Annotated in this window: 10 protein-coding genes; 8 read left to right on the forward strand and 2 right to left on the reverse strand. The window is 72.7% G+C overall.

The features are described 5' to 3' along the window. Window positions 1-467: 467 nt before the first annotated feature. Both ABZ858_RS20570 and ABZ858_RS20575 read left to right on the forward strand, forming a co-directional pair. Window positions 468-1,379: a diiron oxygenase gene (locus tag ABZ858_RS20570; protein WP_361380191.1), complete on the forward strand. Its 912-nt coding sequence runs from the start codon at window positions 468-470 to the stop codon at window positions 1,377-1,379. Between the two features lie 15 nt (window positions 1,380-1,394). After that, complete coding sequence (locus tag ABZ858_RS20575) at window positions 1,395-3,053, forward strand: FAD-dependent oxidoreductase (protein WP_361380194.1); 1,659 nt, start codon at window positions 1,395-1,397, stop codon at window positions 3,051-3,053. 340 nt (window positions 3,054-3,393) lie between these two features. Here ABZ858_RS20575 and ABZ858_RS20580 read toward each other — a convergent pair whose 3' ends face one another. Then, window positions 3,394-4,377 carry a zinc-binding dehydrogenase gene (locus ABZ858_RS20580; RefSeq protein WP_361380197.1) on the reverse strand — a complete coding sequence of 328 codons (984 nt, stop codon included), beginning with the start codon at window positions 4,375-4,377 and terminating at the stop codon, window positions 3,394-3,396. A gap of 155 nt (window positions 4,378-4,532) precedes the next feature. Between ABZ858_RS20580 and ABZ858_RS20585 the strand changes: the two genes are divergently transcribed. The 5 genes from ABZ858_RS20585 to ABZ858_RS20605 all read left to right on the forward strand — a co-directional run bounded on the left by ABZ858_RS20585 (window position 4,533) and on the right by ABZ858_RS20605 (window position 13,863). Further along, window positions 4,533-5,102 carry a helix-turn-helix domain-containing protein gene (locus ABZ858_RS20585; RefSeq protein WP_361380200.1) on the forward strand — a complete coding sequence of 190 codons (570 nt, stop codon included), beginning with the start codon at window positions 4,533-4,535 and terminating at the stop codon, window positions 5,100-5,102. A gap of 394 nt (window positions 5,103-5,496) precedes the next feature. Beyond that, window positions 5,497-7,890 (forward strand): hypothetical protein, encoded by a 2,394-nt coding sequence (locus tag ABZ858_RS20590; protein WP_361380203.1) that lies wholly within the window; start codon window positions 5,497-5,499, stop codon window positions 7,888-7,890. Window positions 7,891-8,417: 527 nt separating this feature from the next. Beyond that, on the forward strand, window positions 8,418-9,203 hold the full coding sequence (locus ABZ858_RS20595) for a pentapeptide repeat-containing protein (protein ID WP_361380238.1): 786 nt from the start codon (window positions 8,418-8,420) through the stop codon (window positions 9,201-9,203). 136 nt (window positions 9,204-9,339) lie between these two features. Continuing rightward, window positions 9,340-10,677, forward strand: coding sequence for an APC family permease (locus tag ABZ858_RS20600; RefSeq protein WP_361380206.1), 1,338 nt, complete (start codon window positions 9,340-9,342; stop codon window positions 10,675-10,677). A 78-nt stretch (window positions 10,678-10,755) separates the two neighbouring features. Further along, on the forward strand, window positions 10,756-13,863 hold the full coding sequence (locus tag ABZ858_RS20605) for a SpoIIE family protein phosphatase (protein WP_361380209.1): 3,108 nt from the start codon (window positions 10,756-10,758) through the stop codon (window positions 13,861-13,863). A 94-nt stretch (window positions 13,864-13,957) separates the two neighbouring features. Here ABZ858_RS20605 and ABZ858_RS20610 read toward each other — a convergent pair whose 3' ends face one another. Further along, window positions 13,958-15,145, reverse strand: coding sequence for a spore photoproduct lyase family protein (locus ABZ858_RS20610; protein ID WP_361380212.1), 1,188 nt, complete (start codon window positions 15,143-15,145; stop codon window positions 13,958-13,960). A 402-nt stretch (window positions 15,146-15,547) separates the two neighbouring features. Here ABZ858_RS20610 and ABZ858_RS20615 point away from each other — a divergent pair, with 402 nt between their 5' ends. Next, window positions 15,548-16,090, forward strand: coding sequence for a DUF4232 domain-containing protein (locus ABZ858_RS20615; protein WP_361380214.1), 543 nt, complete (start codon window positions 15,548-15,550; stop codon window positions 16,088-16,090). Window positions 16,091-16,355 lie beyond the last annotated feature (265 nt).

Genomic DNA, 16,355 nt, shown 5'->3' on the forward strand with positions numbered 1-16,355 from the left:
CGATGGTGAACGCGGGCTCCCCGCCTCACCTGCCGGACACCCCTCACCCCGCCCGCCGTGCCCGAACCCTGCGCCACCCTCCCGGCATACGGATCAGTGAAGAAGACGTACGTCTCCTTACTCGGGGGTAGGCACGCGCCGCCGCTTGTTATACATTCCGTCTAACAAGCGGTGGCGCCACAGTCGTGTCCCGGTGACCCCGGGACCGCCGGCCGGGGCCGGCACCGCCCAGAAGGAGCGATGCGCGGATGCGTGCCCCGGCACGCCCACCGTCGTGTCCGTGATGCGGCAGGAGCGACCGGCCGGGACGTGCCGGAGCGCGGGCCTGGCGCCCGCGCGGGCAGGGCGCTGGTCCGTGCGCGTCCTCGCCGTCGTGGACCGGTGTCCCGTGAGTCGGTGACCGGGTCCACGAGCGGTGTCCATCGTCGACAAGTCAGGTGCCGCATCTGTCGGCCCAAGGAGTTCAGATGGCCAGCAGTACCGTACGACCGGAAGACCAGCCGTCGCGCGCCTCCGCCGTCGCGCAGCGTCTGCTCGACTCCTCGGCGACACTCTCCTACGACCCGCAGGTGGAGGTCGACTGGGAGACGCCGCTCGACAAGAACTACCACGGCGCGAGTCCGGAGTGGAGCACGCTCTACTCCACCGCCTACTGGGACGAGATGACCGAGGCGCAGCGCAAGGAGCTGACCCGGCAGGAGGCCGCCTCGGTGGCCAGTACCGGCATCTGGTTCGAGATGATCCTCCAGCAGCTGGTGCTGCGGGACATCTACGCCAAGGACCCCACCGACGCCGAGTTCCAGTGGGCGCTGACCGAGGTCGCCGACGAGTGCCGGCACTCCATCATGTTCGCCCGTGGCGCCAAGAAGCTGGGCGCACCGGCGTACCGGCCGCGCCGGGTCGCCGTCGAACTCGGCCGCGCCTTCAAGACGGTCGCCTTCGGCGAGGCCGCCTACGCCGCCATCCTGGTGGCCGAGGAGGTCCTCGACGTGATGCAGCGCGACTGGATGCGGGACGAGCGGGTGGTGCCGTTCGTGCGCACCATCAACAACATCCATGTCGTCGAGGAATCGCGGCACATGAAGTTCGCCCGCGAGGAGACGCTGCAGCGTCTGGAGAAGGCGGGCTGGCTGCGCCGGCAGATACATGCCTTCGTGATCGCCGTCGCCTCGTACGTCATCGTCACCAGCATGGTGAACAAGAAGGTGTACGCGAACGCCGGGCTGGACAGCGCCCGCGCCATCGCCGAGGCGAAGGCCAACCAGCACCACAAGTCGATGATGCGGTCGAGCTGTTCGGGGCTGATGAGCTTCCTCGCCTCGGCCCGGCTGCTCACCCGGCCCGCCCTCGCGTTCTACCAGCGCGCCCACCTGATCTGAACCGGACCGGCCGCCATGACCTACGTCATCACCCAGACCTGCTGCTCGGACGCCACGTGCGTCGCCGTCTGCCCGGTCAACTGCATCCACCCGACGCCGGAGGAACGCGCCTTCGGCAGCACGGAGATGCTGCACATCGACCCCAAGTCCTGCATCGACTGCGGCGCCTGCGCGGACGCCTGCCCGGTGGACGCGATCTCACCCGCCGACCGGCTGACCGGCGCGCAGGAGCGGTACGCCGAGGTCAACGCGGCGTACTACGCGGACACCGGGCCGGTACGAGTGGCCGACGGCAGTCCCACCTTCCATCACTGGGACGCGCCGGCGTTCGAGCGTACGCTGCCCGCGGACTTCCGGCGGCTGCGCGTGGCCGTCGTGGGCACCGGACCGGCCGGCATGTACGCCGCCGAGGACCTGCTGCTGCACACCGACGCGGAGGTGACGCTGATCGACCGGCTCCCGATGGCCGGAGGCCTGGTGCGGTACGGCGTGGCGCCGGACCATCCGGCGACGAAGAAGATCGGTGACACCTTCGCCCGCTTCCACACCCATCCCCGGGTACGGATGCTGCTGGGCGCCGAGGTGGGCGAGGACGTCACGGTCGAGGAGGTCGCCGCGCACCACGACGCCGTCCTCTATGCCGTGGGCGCCTCCGGTGACCGCCGACTGGGCGTAGCGGGCGAGGAGTTGGCGGGCAGCATCTCGGCCACGGCGTTCGTCGCCTGGTACAACGGCCATCCGGACGCCGTCCCCGACGGGATCGACCTGTCCGCCGCCGGACGCGTCGCCGTGGTCGGCACCGGCAACGTCGCCCTGGACGTCGCCCGCATCCTGGTCTCGGACCCGGACGAGCTGGCCGGCACGGACATCGCCGACCACGCGCTCGCGGCGCTGCGGGCCGGTGGCGTACGGGAGGTCGTGCTGCTCGGCCGGCGCGGTCCGGAGCATGCCGCCTGCACCCGGCCGGAGTTGCTGGCGCTGAGCCATCTGCCGGGTGTCGATCTAGTCGTGGACGACCATGATCCGCGGATCGGGGAGGCCCTGGCCGCGCCCGGACCGCTCGACAAGGCCGCTCTGCTGCGCGACGCCGTCCGCGAGCGGGTCGACTGGTCGCGTCCGCCGGCCGCGGAGGGCAACCGCCGGATCGTGTTCCGTTTCCACTCCGCGCCCGAGGAGGTGTGCGGAGAGGATGCCGTGCGCGGCGTACGGGTCACCGGGGGCGACGGCGGGACGGAGATCGGGGCGGGGATGGTGCTGCGGGCGATCGGTTACCGGGGTGTGCCGGTGCCGGGACTGCCGTTCGACACGGCGACGGGCACCGTGCCGCACGAGGCCGGGCGGGTGACCGGACGGCCGGGCACGTATGTCGTGGGGTGGATCAAGCGCGGCCCCTCCGGCGGCATCGGCGCCAACCGGGCGTGCGCCGCGGAGACCGTCGGTACGCTCCTCGCCGATGCCGTCGCCGGTGCGCTGCCCGCGCCGGAGCACTCGGCCAAGGCGTTCCAGCGGCTGGTACGGCGGCGCAGCGGCCACATCGTGGACGCGCGGGGGCTGGCGGCCATCGAACGGGCCGAGCTGGCCCGCGGCAGCCGGGGCGGCAGACCCCGCAGCAAGCTGGTGACGGTGCCGGAGCTGGTGGCCGCGTCGAAGGGACGGCTCAGCTCGGGGCGGTGAGGCGGCGAGGGGTTGTCGGGGCGGGGCCCGGGTGGGGCCGCGGTCTCACCCCGGCTGCGTCTCACCCCGGCTGCGGCCTCGCCCCGACCGGGCCTTGCCCGGGCCGGGCTACGGCCGTGCCCCGCACGTAGCGGGAGCGGACGGGAGCTGCACCCGCGCCCTGCCCTGCCCTGCCCTGGACCACACCCCTGAATCACACGCTCTCCTCACACGCCCTGGAGCAGACCACACCCCTGGATCACACGTCCGGCGAGCTACCGGGCTGCTCCACCGCGCGCCGTCGCGCCCCCTGCGCGCGCGGCCGGAGGCGCCGGAGCAGCCCGGTCCTCGTCGCGGGGGGTCACGGCTCGGTGACCGTAAGGACGAGCTTGCCCGTGGTGGCGCCGGACTCGATGCGGTGGTGGGCCTCGGCGGCCCGTTCCAGCGGCAGGGTCTCGACCTGGACCCGCAGCGCGCCCGTCGCGGCGGCCGTCACCGCGCGGCGCAGCGCCCGGCCGGTCTCGTCGGGGAACGCGGCGGAGAAGGCGGCCAGGTTGAAGCCGGAGACGGTCTTGTTCGTGAACCACAGTTCGTTGGCGGAGACACCGAAGTCCTCGGCGCCCGAGGCGTTGCCCATCACCACCATGCGGCCCATCGGGGCCAGCCGGTCCAGGCCGGCGCGGCGGGCGGCGCCGCCGACCATGTCGACCACGATGTCGAACTCACCGGCGTCGGCGATCTGGTCCCGCAGGATCACCTCGTCGTAGCCGAAGCTCCTGGCGCTGCCGATCTTGGCCGCGCTGCCCACGGCGCCGACCACGCGGCCGGCGCCCAGCAGGCGGGCGGCCTGGCCGAGCTGGCTGCCGACGCCGCCGGCCGCCGCGAGGACCAGGACGCTTTCTCCGGGCTCTATCCGGGCCACCCGGTCCAGGACGAGGAACGCGGTGGTGCTGTTGGACGGCACCGCCGCGGCGACGCTCATCGGCAGGTCGAGGCCGTCCAGCGGTGCGACCAGGTCCGCCGGGGTGACCGCCACCTCGGCGTAGCCCCCGCTGTCGACGATCGTGAGCGCGGCCACCGGCTGCCCGACGGTCAGGTGCTCGACGCCCTCCCCGAGGGTCCGGATCCGCCCCGCCACCTCGATGCCGGGCACGAAGGGGAGCGGCACGTCGACCACGCCGCGCCGGTAGAGGATCTCCGCGAAGTTGGCGCCCGCGCACTCCACGTCGACGGCGACCTGTCCCGGCCCGGGCTCGGGAACCGGCCGCCCGGCGACGCGAAGCACGTCCGCGCCGCCGAACTCGGGGATGGTCACTGCCCTCATCTGCGTGTTGCTGTTGTTCATGGCACCGATCCTGCCGGTGCAGCGGCCGCGACGGGCAGTGTGTACTCATCCTGGGTGTGTCACCACCAGGCTTTGGTGGCGGAGGGGACAATACTCGAACACTAGCGATTGTGATCCTGAAACCGTTCCTCCTTCGGATTTGATAGCGTCAGTGCATGACCGTGCCGACCGGCCGCCGCGAACGCAAGAAGGCCGCCACCCGCCAGAAGATCGCCGACACCGCCCTGCGGCTCTTCCTGGAGCGCGGATACGACGCGGTGGGCATCCGCGACGTGGCCGCCGAGGCCGACGTGGCCGTCACCACGCTCTTCTCGCACTTCGCCTCGAAAGAGGCTCTGGTCTTCGAGCAGGACACCGATTTCGAACATCGCCTCACGCAGGCGGTCACCGACCGCGCACCGGACGAACCGCTGATCCCCGCGCTGCGCCGCGAGGTCCACGCCATGGTCCGGCACTGCACGGCGGACGGAACCGCCCCGATCTACCGCATGATCGACGAGTCGCGTGCCCTGCGGGAGTACGAGGAGTCGATGCGGCTGCGCCACGCGGACTCGCTGGCAACGGCCATCGCCGCCGATCCCGGCCTGACCCGGACCACGACGGCCTGCCGGACCATCGCGCGGTTCGTGATCGACGCCTACGCGCTGGCCCGCGAGACGACCGACCCGCAGGCGGCCGTGGACGAGATCTTCCGGATGATCGAGGCGGCGTGGGAGGTCGCCTGACCGTCTGCGAGCGGCCCACGGGTGCGGTCAGTTCCGGCTGAGGGCAAGTCAGACAATGTCGTCTGGATCAGTCGGCTCAGTCGGCCGTTGGTCCGGGTGTGCCCTTGGGTGACGCGCAATGGGCGCGGACCGAGCCCTTGCTCCTGGCCCGGCCGGACGCCGACACGGGGTCGCCGCCGCGCCCAGCTCGCACTGCGCGCTGCGCCCCCGATGGTGACTCGGTACGCATCGGCACGGCTGCCGAAGCGATGACCGGAGTGATCGGTCCGGTCGGCTGGGGTGCGGGGCGAGCAGCCAGGTCGGCTGGACTACGCGGCCCAGGGCCCAGCCTCTGAGTAGCCTTTGAGTACTCGCGCTCATGCCACGCCGCGCGGCACGCTCCACACTCCAAGCCATGACACACCTTCCGCCACCGGCCGAGGAACTGCGGCTCATCGACGGCGAGCTGTGGCAGCTGGACGCTCGTCGCGCCCACTTGCTCGCGCGCCGCGCCTGGTTGCTCGCCCGTCTGCCCGCGCCGTCGCGGCCCGGTTCGGTGCCGCCCGTGGCCATGCCCGCGCCGCCCGCCGCCGAGGCGACCGGGCCGCGCGTGCAGAACCTGCTGCTGCTCCTGGGCGGTCTGCTCCTGACCATCGCGGCGATCGCGTTCACGCTGATCAGCTGGGGGCACCTGGGGATCACCGGACGCTCGCTGGTACTGGGCGCGGTCACGGTGGGCGCGTTGGCGGCCCCGGTGCCGCTGGTGGGACGCGGGTTGCGGGCGACGGCCGAGGCGGTGGCGGGGCTCGCGCTGGCGCTCACGGTGCTCGACGCCTACGCGCTGCACGCGGTCGCCCTCGATGGCATGGACGGTACGGCGTACGCGGCCGGGGCGTCGGCCGTGCTGGCGGCCGGGTGGACGGGGTACGGGCTGCTGCCGCGCACGGCGGTGCTACGGCTGCCGCTTCCGGCCGCACTGGTCGCGGCGCAGTTGCCGTTGCTGCTGTGGGCGATGGCGGCCGGCGCGGGGCGGTACGGGATCGCCGCCGCGCTGCTCGTGACGGCCGCGTGCGACACGGCCGTGGCGCTGCGCGCTCCGGGCGGGGTGGCGGTGCGGATCAGCGCCGCGGTCGGCGCCTATGGCATGGGGGCGTGGGGCGCGCTGGGTGCGGCCTGGTTGTCGTGGACGGCCGGCGGTCCGGGCTCCGGGGCCTGTGCGGCCGCGCTGCTGCTGTTCGCGGCCGGTATCGCGCTGGCCGCCTCTCTGGGTGACCGTGCCGAGGAGCACGCCGTGGGGTTGGGTGCTGCGGTCGGGCTGCTTGCCGTCATCGCGTTCGGCGGCATCATCCGCCAAGCGCTGCCGGCGACATGGCTGGTGCCCGCTCATCTCGCTGCCGGGATCGGGCTGTTGGCGGTGGTGCGGGTCGGTCGGCTGCCCGAGTCGGTACGGCGTGGCTTCTTGCTCGCCTCCGGCGCCGTGCAGAGCCTCGCGGTGCTGTGGGCGCTGCCTCTGCCGGCTCTGACGCTGATGGGGCCGGTCGGCTGGGCGGCACGGGTCTGGTCGGGGGCGCCGGGCGGTGCCCGGGAGGCGGTGTCGGCCGGTGTGCCTTGGCTGGCGCACTTCGAGACGGCGCCATTGGTGCTGGCCGCCATCGCCGCCCTCCTGACGACGTTCGCGGTGCGCGGTACGGCCTGGCGGGCCCGGGCGTTGATGGGCGTTCTGGTGCTCGGGTGGTCGGCGTTCATGGTCCTCCCGGTGGTGCTGGACGCGCCCTATGCGATGGCCCTCGTGGTCGAGGGACTCGCCACGGCGGGGCTGCTCGTGGTGGCGACGCGGGCCCGGGTGGCGGGGAGCGCCGGCGCGGTCCTGGCACTGGTGCTCGCCCTCGTCACGTCCGTGTCACTCACGTTTCTCGCACTGTCGGCTCGGTCCGCGACCCTGGGCGTCCTCGCCGTACTGATGGTGCTCTTCACGGCGGCGTCCTGTCAGCCGCGGCGCCTCGCCGCCGTCACGGCCCCGGCCGCGCTCGGGTACGGCACCGCTCTTGCCTGCGCGGTGGGTGCCGCGGCGGGCTGGGCGGTGTCACATACCGCGCTGCTCGTGCTCGTGGTCGCGGCGGTGGCGGCGCTGCTCGCCGCCCGTGCCGTCGACGCGCGGACGACCGTGGCGGTCGAGGTGTCGGGGGTGGCCGCCGGTCTGCTGGCGCTCGGGATGGCGGTCATCGATCCAGCGATGCTCTCCCTGGTGCTGTACCTGTCCGCGGTGATCACCGCCGCGACGGCCGCGCGCCCCGGCCGCCGCCCCGCCGCCTACGCGGCCATCGCGCTGTTCACCCTGGCCACCTGGGTACGCCTCGTGGACTGGGGCGTCACGGCGCCGGAGGCGTACACGGTGCCGGCGTCCGTCCCGGTACTCGTGCTGGGCGTGCTGCACCGGCGCCGGACTCCGCACGCGTCGTCCTGGGTGGCGTACGGTCCCGGTCTCGCCGGCGTGCTCGTGCCGAGCCTGGCGGCCGCCTGGGCCGACACGTACGCCACCCGTCCGTGGCTGCTGGGCGCGGCGGCCCTGGCGGTCACCCTGCTGGGCGCCCGGTACCGGCTGCGGGCGCCGCTGCTGCTGGGCGGCGGGGTGCTCCTGCTGGACGCGCTGCACGAGTTGGCCCCCTGGCTGGTGCAGGTCGCCGATGCCCTTCCCCGCTGGGTGCCTCCCGCGCTCGCCGGACTGCTGCTGCTCGCCGTCGGGGCGACGTACGAGCGGCGGTTGCGGGACCTGCGGCGGGTGCGGGAGGTGCTGGGCCGGATGAACTGACATCGCATCGGGCGGCGTTCGCCCTCTTGTCTCCGGCTCACGGAGTTGTGGAGGGAGAGATACGAGACTGCGGTGGACGCGTGACGTGCGAGCGGACCGGTCCGTGCGGCCGCTCGGTCGGACGCGACGCGACGTCTGCGAGAATGGGAGCCGTTTCTCGCCAGAGCCGCAGTATCCAGAGCCGCAGTACGCGGTGCTCGACGCCCCACAGGAGCAGCACGGTGTCGCCACAGCACGGAACCCCCTCTTCCTCCGGGGGGCGCAAGCAGCCCTCCTCCGCAGGGGGGCGTCGGCGATCGCCTGCCGCCGGTGGGCAGGGGCACCCGGCCCGGGCGGCGGGTGAGCGCAAGCGTCCGTCCACAGGTCAAGGCCGTGACGGCGCAGCCCCGGGCCAAGATCGGGGGCCCGGCACCGCGGGTCAGGACCGCACGAGCCGGCAGTCGGGGAACGGCCGGGCGGCCGCTGCCAAGGACCGGACGGACCCCCGGAAACAGGAGCGTAGGCCGCCCCGGGACGACCGCAAGGATCTGCAGGCCGACTGCGCCGACTGCTTCGGCCTGTGCTGCGTGTCCCTGCCCTTCGCCCGCTCAGCCGATTTCGCCGTCGACAAGTCCGCCGGCCAGCCGTGCTCGAACCTCCAGCAGGACTTCCGCTGCGGCATCCACACGCAGCTGCGCGACAAGGGCTACCCCGGCTGCACCGTCTTCGACTGCTTCGGAGCCGGGCAGAAGGTGTCCCAGGTCACCTTCGGCGGCACCGACTGGCGTCAGGCGCCGAAGACAGCGCGCGCCATGTTCCAGGTCTTCCCCGTGATGCGGCAGCTGCACGAGCTGCTCTGGTACGTCACCGAGGCCCTCGATCTCGGACCGGCCCGGCCCGTCCACAAGGAACTGCGGAAAGCGCTGGCCCGCATGGACGCTCTGACCCGCGGCAGCGCCGAGTCGATCACCCAGCTGGACGTGAACGCGCTGCGCGGTGAGGTCAACACACTGCTGCTGCGGGCCAGCGAGCTGGTACGGGCCCAGGTGCCGGGTCGTAAGAAGAACCACCGCGGAGCCGATCTGATGGGCGCGAAACTGTCCGGCGCCGACCTCCGAGGCGCCAGCCTGCGCGGTGCCCTCCTCGTCGCGGCCGACCTCAGCGAGGCCGATCTGCGCGACGCCGACCTGATCGGGGCGGACCTGCGGGACACCGACCTGCGCGGCGCCGACCTCACCGACGCGCTGTTCCTCACCCAGGCGCAGCTCAACGCGGCCAAGGGCGACGCGGCCACCGTACTGCCCGCCACGCTCAGCCGGCCCGCTCACTGGTAGACGCGGGGACCAGCACGGCGACCACGGCCCACGGGCGCTACTGGCCCCCGCCGTCAGACGAGGCAGCTCCCCCGCCCGCGTCCCCCGCTCCGCGGCGGAGCAGATCGCCGGGGTACCGCCGGGGTACCTGTCACCGGTGACCACTCCCTCCGCGCCGCCCTCCAGCGACTCGTCCCAGGGCGGGACCTCCGTGCTCAAGAAGGCACTGACGACCCCGCTCCTCTACTTCTTCATCCTCGGTGACGTGCTGGGCGCGGGCGTCTACGTCCTCGTCGGCCAGATCGCGGCGGAGTCGGGCGGCGCCGTGTGGGTGCCGCTCCTCCTCGCCCTGCTGCTGTCGCTCCTGACGGCCGCCTCGTACGCCGAACTCGCCACGACGTATCCGAGGGCCGGCGGGGCGTCCCATTACGCGATCCTCGCCTACGGGCCGTTCACCGGCTTGCTCGCCGGGTACTGCATGCCGGCCGCCGGTATCGTGTCGGTCGCCGCGCCGGCCCGGGGGTTCGCCGGTGATTTCCTGGCCACCTTCGTCACGCTGGCCGTGCTCCTTGTGGCAGCCGTCTTCCTCGGCGCCCTGGCCCTTCTCAACGCCCGGGGCATCAGCGAGTCCACCCGGGCCAATCTGGTCGCGACGCTCGTCGAGGTGGGCGGACTGCTGCTCGTCGCAGGTCTCGGCGGCTGGCTGCTCCTGCGCGGTGACGGCGATCCCGGCAGGCTCACCCGCCTCGGCAGCGCGGACACGGGGGCCGCCGCCGGGGCCCTGAGCGGGACGGTGCTCGCCTGCTACTCCTTCGTCGGCTTCGAGACGTCCGTCAATGTGGCCGAGGAGACACGTGACCCGCGTCGTTCCTGTCCTCGCGCGCTCTTCGGCGCCCTGGTGACGGCCGGGGCCGTCTACGTCCCCGTCGGGGTCGTGGCCTCGGCCGCAGTCCCCACCGCGACGCTGGCGCACTCCAGCGGTCCGCTGCTCGAAGTGGTGAAGGAGGCGGGCGGGGTGCCGCCGAAGCTGTTCAGCGCCGTCGCCCTCGTCGCCGTCGCCAACGGCGCGCTGCTCACCGGCATCATGAGTTCCCGGCTGGCCTACGGCATGGCCCGGGACGGACTCCTCCCCCGCTTTCTGACCCGGGTGCTTCCGGGGCGCCGTACCCCGTGGGCCTCGATCGCCACCACGACAGGCGTGTCCTTCGTGCTGGCGCTCACGGGGGACGTGGCGACGCTCGCCTCCACCCTCGTGCTCCTGCTCCTCGTGGTGTTCTTCATCGTCGACACCGCCGTACTCGTCCAGCGGCGCGACCGGACGGCGCGGCCGCACTTTTGGGCGTACACAGCCGTCCCCGTCCTCGGAGCGGCGTCCTGCGTGGTGCTTGCCGCACGGGTCGGGGCCGAGGTGTGGATGCGCGGGCTGAGCGTCATCGCGGTCGGCGTGGCCCTGGGAGCCGTCGCCACCGCGCACCGCCGCCGCTCCTCGTTCTGAGCGAGGGCCGCCGGGCGGGCGCGGGTCCGTTCCGTGCTGCCGCGCCGGTATCCGAGGGCGCCGCTTAACCTGGGGGGTGTGGAGCCGTACGAAACACCTCCGGACGGACGAGACGCGCGTAAACGACCCAACGGGCGTAACGGCACGAAGCGCCCGGTCACGGCCGTACGTCCGGAGATCCTCGCCTCCTGGCAGCGCTCCCACTGCCTGGGCATCGACCAGGAGGGAGCGGAGCTGCCGATCGAGGTCGGCCTGAACCCCGACTCGCGGCTGCTCAGGGCCGCGGCACCCGTCCTGGACCGGCTGGGCCGGCGGATGTCCGGCCTGCCGACCACCCTGGTGCTGACCGACGCCCGGGCGAACATCGTGGACCGGCGGGGCGACCCCGCCGGGTTGCGGCTGATGGACGCCGCGTCGCTCGTCCTCGGCGCCAACGTCGACGAACGGTTCATGGGGACCAGCAGCGTCAGCATGGTGCTGAGCACCAGGGAACCGTTCATGGTCGTCGGGCAGGAACACTTCCTGTTCAACCTCAAGGAACTGACCTGCATGGCCGCACCCGTGCGCGACCCGGTGAGCGGCACCGTGCAGGGCGCGGTCAACCTCTCCGTACCCCATGCGCTGAGCGATCCCGCCATGGCGCTGGAACTGCAGGACGCCACCGCGCGCATCGGCGAACGTCTGCTGCACCTGAGCACCGCCCGGGAGCGCGAGCTGCTGCGGTCCTTCAGCCGGGCCAGGAAGTACGGCGGGCCCGCCGCGCTGCACCTCGGCTCCGGAGAGCTGGTCCGGCCCGACGCGCCCACGCCCCGGCTGACCTCGCAGGAACGGCTGGTGCTGCTGGAGCGTGCCGTCGAGCTGATCTCCTCGCCCGGACCGGCGTTCGCGGAGGTACCGCTGTCCGGCGGCCGGGTCGCGCTGCTGCGCCGCCGGGAGATGCACCACGGTGAGGCGGACGGCGTCGCCGTCGAAGTCGGGTTTCTGCACGATCTCGGCCCGGGCGCGCGGGGCGCCGCCGCGGGCGCGGTCGCCCTCGGTGGGCGGCAGGTGCCGCGGCTGGACCGGACGGCGGCAGGGGCGGGCACCGGGCCGGACGCGGCCGCCCCGGGCAGGCAACCGGGCCCGGCCGGTGCCGAGGACGCCGAGGGCGTGGAGCCCGGGCCGGACGCGCCGACCGAACGGCACGCTGCCCGCACGCGAGGCGGGACGGAGCAGTACCGTGCCGCCCACCCGGCGGCACCGGACCAGCGAGGCACCGCGGCCGACCCGTCAGGGGTGCGCTGCGCCGACCCGTCGGGGACAGACCGCACCACCCCGACAGGGACGGACCCCGCCGACCCGTCGGAGACGGACTGCGCCGACCCGGCCGAGGCCTGGCTGCTGCTGGTGGGCGAACCGGGTGTCGGGCGGCTGGCGGCCGAGGCCCGCGGCCGGCTGTCCCTGCTCAACGAGGCGGGCACTCGGCTCGGCACCACCTTGGACATGCGGCGCACCGCGGAGGAACTGGCGAAGATCGCGGTACCGCGCTTCGCGGACCTGGTGGTCGTCGACCTCGCCGACAGCGTCCTGGCGGGCGAGGAGGCTCCGTCCGGTCGGCTGTCCGCCGTCCCGGCACTGCGCCGGGTGGTCGTCTGGACAGGTGAGGACGGGCCTGGCCCCAGCGCCGCCGGCCTCGACGCACCCGTCACGTACTCCGCCGGGACGCCCCAGGCACGCTGTATGGAATCGCGGCAGCCGGTCATGGACTCGCTGCTGACCGCCGCCTTCTCCGGGCCCCCCGCGAAGAGCACCCACCCCATCGCCCTGCTCGGGGAGGGAGAGCACTCCTATCTGGGCGCCCCGCTGTCCACCCGGGGCCGTCTCGTGGGTCTGGTGGGGTTCTACCGCCGGGGCCGGGACAGGCCCTACGAGCAGGACGATCTGGCCCTGGCGGGCGAGCTGGCCGCCCGCGCCGCGATCGGTGTGGACAACGCCCGCCATTACCGGCGTGAGCACCACGCCTCGCTCACCCTCCAGCGCAGCCTGCTCCCGCGCGCCCTGCCCCGGCTGCCCGCCGTCGAGCTGTCCTCCCGCTACCTGCCCGCCGACACCTCCGCCGGTGTGGGCGGGGACTGGTTCGACGCGATCCCGCTCTCCGGGATGCGGGTGGCGCTGGTCGTCGGGGACGTCCCCGGGAACGGCCTGGAGGCGGCGGCGACCATGGGCCGCCTGCGTACGGCCGTGCGGACGCTGGCCGGGCAGGATCTGCTGCCCGAGGAGGTACTGGCCCACCTGGACGACCTGATCAGCCACGCCTCCGACGAACCGGACGACGACCCGGCCTCGGACCACCAGGACCCCGCGACCGGGGCGACCTGCCTGTACGCCGTCTACGACCCGGTCACCCGTCGGTGCACGGCCGCACGCGCCGGTCACCCACCGCCCGCGGTGGCGGAGCCGGGCGGCGCGGCACGGCTCATCGAGCTGCCGGCCGGTCCGCCCCTCGGGCTCGGCGGACTCCTGCCGTACGAGTCCGCCACCGTCGAACTGCCCGAAGGCGGTGTGCTCGCCCTGTACACCGACGGCCTGCTCAAAGAGGGGCGCGGCTACGAGGACACCGGCGGGCGCACCGCGGACCTGCTGGCCGCGCTGGACCAGCCCGGTGCCGTGCTCGACGACGTCTGCGACCGGATCTCCCGCACGCTGCTGCCCGAGGGCCCGCGCGACGACGCCGCCCTGCTGCTGGCCCGCGTCCACGCGCTCGCCGGTGACCGTGTGGCCTCCTGGGAGTTCCCGTCCGACCCGTCCGTCGTGGCGCGTGCCAGGGCCCTGGCGGCCGACCAGCTCGCCGCCTGGGGCGTGCCGGACGGTGACACTACCGGCCTGGTCGTGAGCGAACTGGTCACCAACGCCGTGCGGTACGGCGGCCAGGGACCGATAGGACTGCGCCTGCTGCGCGGTGACGCGTCCCTGATCTGCGAGGTCTCGGACAGCAGCAACACTTCTCCCCGCATCCGGCGCGCGGCCACGACGGAGGAGGGCGGGCGGGGCCTGTTCCTGGTCGCGCAGTTCACCAAGAGCTGGGGCGCCCGCTACATGCCGCGGGGAAAGACCGTGTGGGCCGAGCAGCTTCCCCAGCGGAGGAATTCCGCCGCCGAACCGGACGAGGAGACGCTGCTCGCGATGTTCGACGACGATCCGATATGAGATGTCTGCCGACTCCGTACCGGGAGGAACAGGCCGGGGGAAGGGAACGTCGTCGTCGGCGCGTCCCCTTTACGATTTCCGTCCGGCTTCGCTTTCAGAATGCGTACCGGATGCGCAGCCAGGGCGCGTGTGCCGCGATCAGCGCGCGGAGGTCGTCGAGGGCTTCCGCCTTTGTGCGGTTGCGGTAGCGGATGTTCAAGGCGCCGTTCTCGGAGCGCTTGGCCTGCTGGAGGTGCGGCTGCCAGAGCACGTCCTCGCCCTGGGGGTGCCAGCCGAGGTTGACTTCGTGCAGGTCCTGATTGTGGGTGAGCATGATCACCTCGGCCGCCGCCTGGCTCTTGACCCGCTCCGGCAGTACGTCGTCGAGGTGCCTCAGCAGCTCCGTCCAGGCTGCCCGCCACCCGGGGCGCAGCACGACGGGCGAGAGGTTGAAGTGCACCTCGTAGCCCGCGTCCAGGAAGTCGCCTGCGGCGGCGATGCGCTCGGCGACCGGCGAAGTACGCAGGTCCAGGAGCCGCGAGTCGTCCGCCGGCATGAGGGAGAACCGGATGCGTGTGCGGCCGCCCGGGTCGTAGCCCAGCAGGTCGGGGTTGACGAACTTGGTGGCGAAGGACGCTTTGGCCGTGGGCCGGCGGCGGAACGCCCGTACCAGGTCCGCCGTGTTGTCGCACACCAGCGCGTCCACCGCGCAGTCTCCGTTCTCCCCGATGTCGTACACCCACGCCGTGTCGTCGCACTGGTTGGGTTCGTGCTTCCTGCCCTGGCGCGTGATGTGGCGGTCCAGGTGGGCGATGACGCGGTCGATGTTGGTGAAGACGGTGATGGGGTTGGCGTACCCCTTGCGGCGTGGCACATAGCAGTAGGCGCAGGCCAGCGCGCAACCGTTGGAGGGGCCGGGGGCGATCCAGTCGGCGGAGCGGCCGTTGGGGCGCGTGGTCGGGTTCTTCCTCTCCCCCAGGACCAGCGTCTCGCCCTTGACGCGGACCCAGCGCTCCACGTTGCCCTCGTTGCCGTGGAGCCCGGGGATGCCCCAGTGCGAGGGAACCTCGATCAGGCGGGCCTGCGGGAAACGGTCCAGAATCTGCCGGCCGCGCGGTGACGCGGCAGCGGCCGGCTCGGCGTAGATCTCCCGCACGGGCAGCAGGCGGCGGGCCGTGTCGCTGGTCCGGAAGGCGTCATGGCCTGCTCGCGCGGTGGCGGCGGGGGTGCCTGGCAGGCCCAGGCTCTCCAGTCCGAACAGCGCGTCGGAGCCGTCGTCCGGTGGGACGGACGGTGGGGTCATGGCGGGCTCCGGGAGGCGAGGCAAGGCAAGACAAAGCGAGACGGGCGGGGTGTCGGCGGCTCGGCCGGGATAAGCGGTGGGGGCTGTGTCGTTTCGATTTTACGCCCGTCGTATACGCCCGTCGTGTACGCCAGCCGTGTACGCCAGTCGTGCGCGGGCCGGGGCGCCACGGTCGGTGCTGCCAGTGTCCGTGCCAAAAAAGGCCACTGATCGAAGGGGGCTGCCGATGGGACCGAATTCCGTCTGCCGCGCGGCAAGAAGGGACCGAAAATTTACGAGCCTGGTTGTCCGAAAACAGTTCCCCGGCGCACCGAACCTCGCTGGGCCATCGCGCGTCTTCAGGTGCGTAGACGCGCCCTGACCTCGCGCGGCGATCCGTATCCGAGGGGAACCCGACATCTCATGAAGAGCAAGCTGACCACCGTGGCCCTCACGGCCGTCGTCGTCGCCGGCACTGCCGCTGCCGCCGTCCCGGCCACGGCCGCCCCCGCCAAGGCCGGGCCGACCCGCTGCCACACCGCCGACCTGAAGGCCGGCTTCGCCACCGGGGAGGACGCGAAGCCGGAGATGGAGCAGACGAAGAAGCAGACTCAGGCGTACATCTGGTTCACCAACCAGAGCAAGCGCACCTGCTCCCTTTCCGGCTTCGCCGGTGTCGACCTGGTCGGCGCTCAGAAGACCGACGGCACCTGGTCGCTGGCACGCTCCTCCAAGAAGCCCGAAAAGATGGTCCTGGAGCCGGGGAGCACGGTGGACTTCAGCATCACCCTGCTGCCGGTGGCCAGGTCCACACCGCAGAAGGAGAAGTTCGTCCCGGCGACGTTCCTGGTCACGCCGCCCGACGAGACGACGCACTACACCCTGAAGTGGCCGTTCGGCGGCCAGATCCTCAAGCAGGACGGCGCCACCCACCCGGGCACCTACCTCAACCCGGTCGGGCTGTAACCGTAGGACTGGCATCCCTTCGACGGTGAGCAGTGACACCGGCGCGCCGCTCATCTAGGTCACTTCCGCTCCAGCGCCGGCCGGCGCCGGCCGGTAGATGCTCGCGTTCGTCCAACCGGGCTGAAATCGGGCTGAAAATCGCGTCGGCGGCGCCGGTCTGCTGAGATAGGAAGATCACACCACAGAACACCAGTCACCACCACGTCAAACGCGAATTACGTGATCGTGTAGTAGACCGCCAGGGGGGGGGGGTGGTGGTCAGTTG

The sequence above is a fragment of the Streptomyces sp. NPDC047017 genome (assembly GCF_040644175.1).
Lineage (GTDB): Bacteria > Actinomycetota > Actinomycetes > Streptomycetales > Streptomycetaceae > Streptomyces.

Bases quoted from the DNA above. Each gene is read 5' to 3' on its own strand.
- ABZ858_RS20615 (WP_361380214.1), top strand. From the start codon at position 15,548: ATGAAGAGCAAGCTGACCACCGTGGCCCTCACGGCCGTCGTCGTCGCC.
- ABZ858_RS20610 (WP_361380212.1), bottom strand. From the start codon at position 15,145: ATGACCCCACCGTCCGTCCCACCGGACGACGGCTCCGACGCGCTGTTC.
- ABZ858_RS20590 (WP_361380203.1), top strand. From the start codon at position 5,497: ATGACACACCTTCCGCCACCGGCCGAGGAACTGCGGCTCATCGACGGC.
- ABZ858_RS20570 (WP_361380191.1), top strand. From the start codon at position 468: ATGGCCAGCAGTACCGTACGACCGGAAGACCAGCCGTCGCGCGCCTCC.
- ABZ858_RS20575 (WP_361380194.1), top strand. From the start codon at position 1,395: ATGACCTACGTCATCACCCAGACCTGCTGCTCGGACGCCACGTGCGTC.
- ABZ858_RS20580 (WP_361380197.1), bottom strand. From the start codon at position 4,377: ATGAACAACAGCAACACGCAGATGAGGGCAGTGACCATCCCCGAGTTC.
- ABZ858_RS20585 (WP_361380200.1), top strand. From the start codon at position 4,533: ATGACCGTGCCGACCGGCCGCCGCGAACGCAAGAAGGCCGCCACCCGC.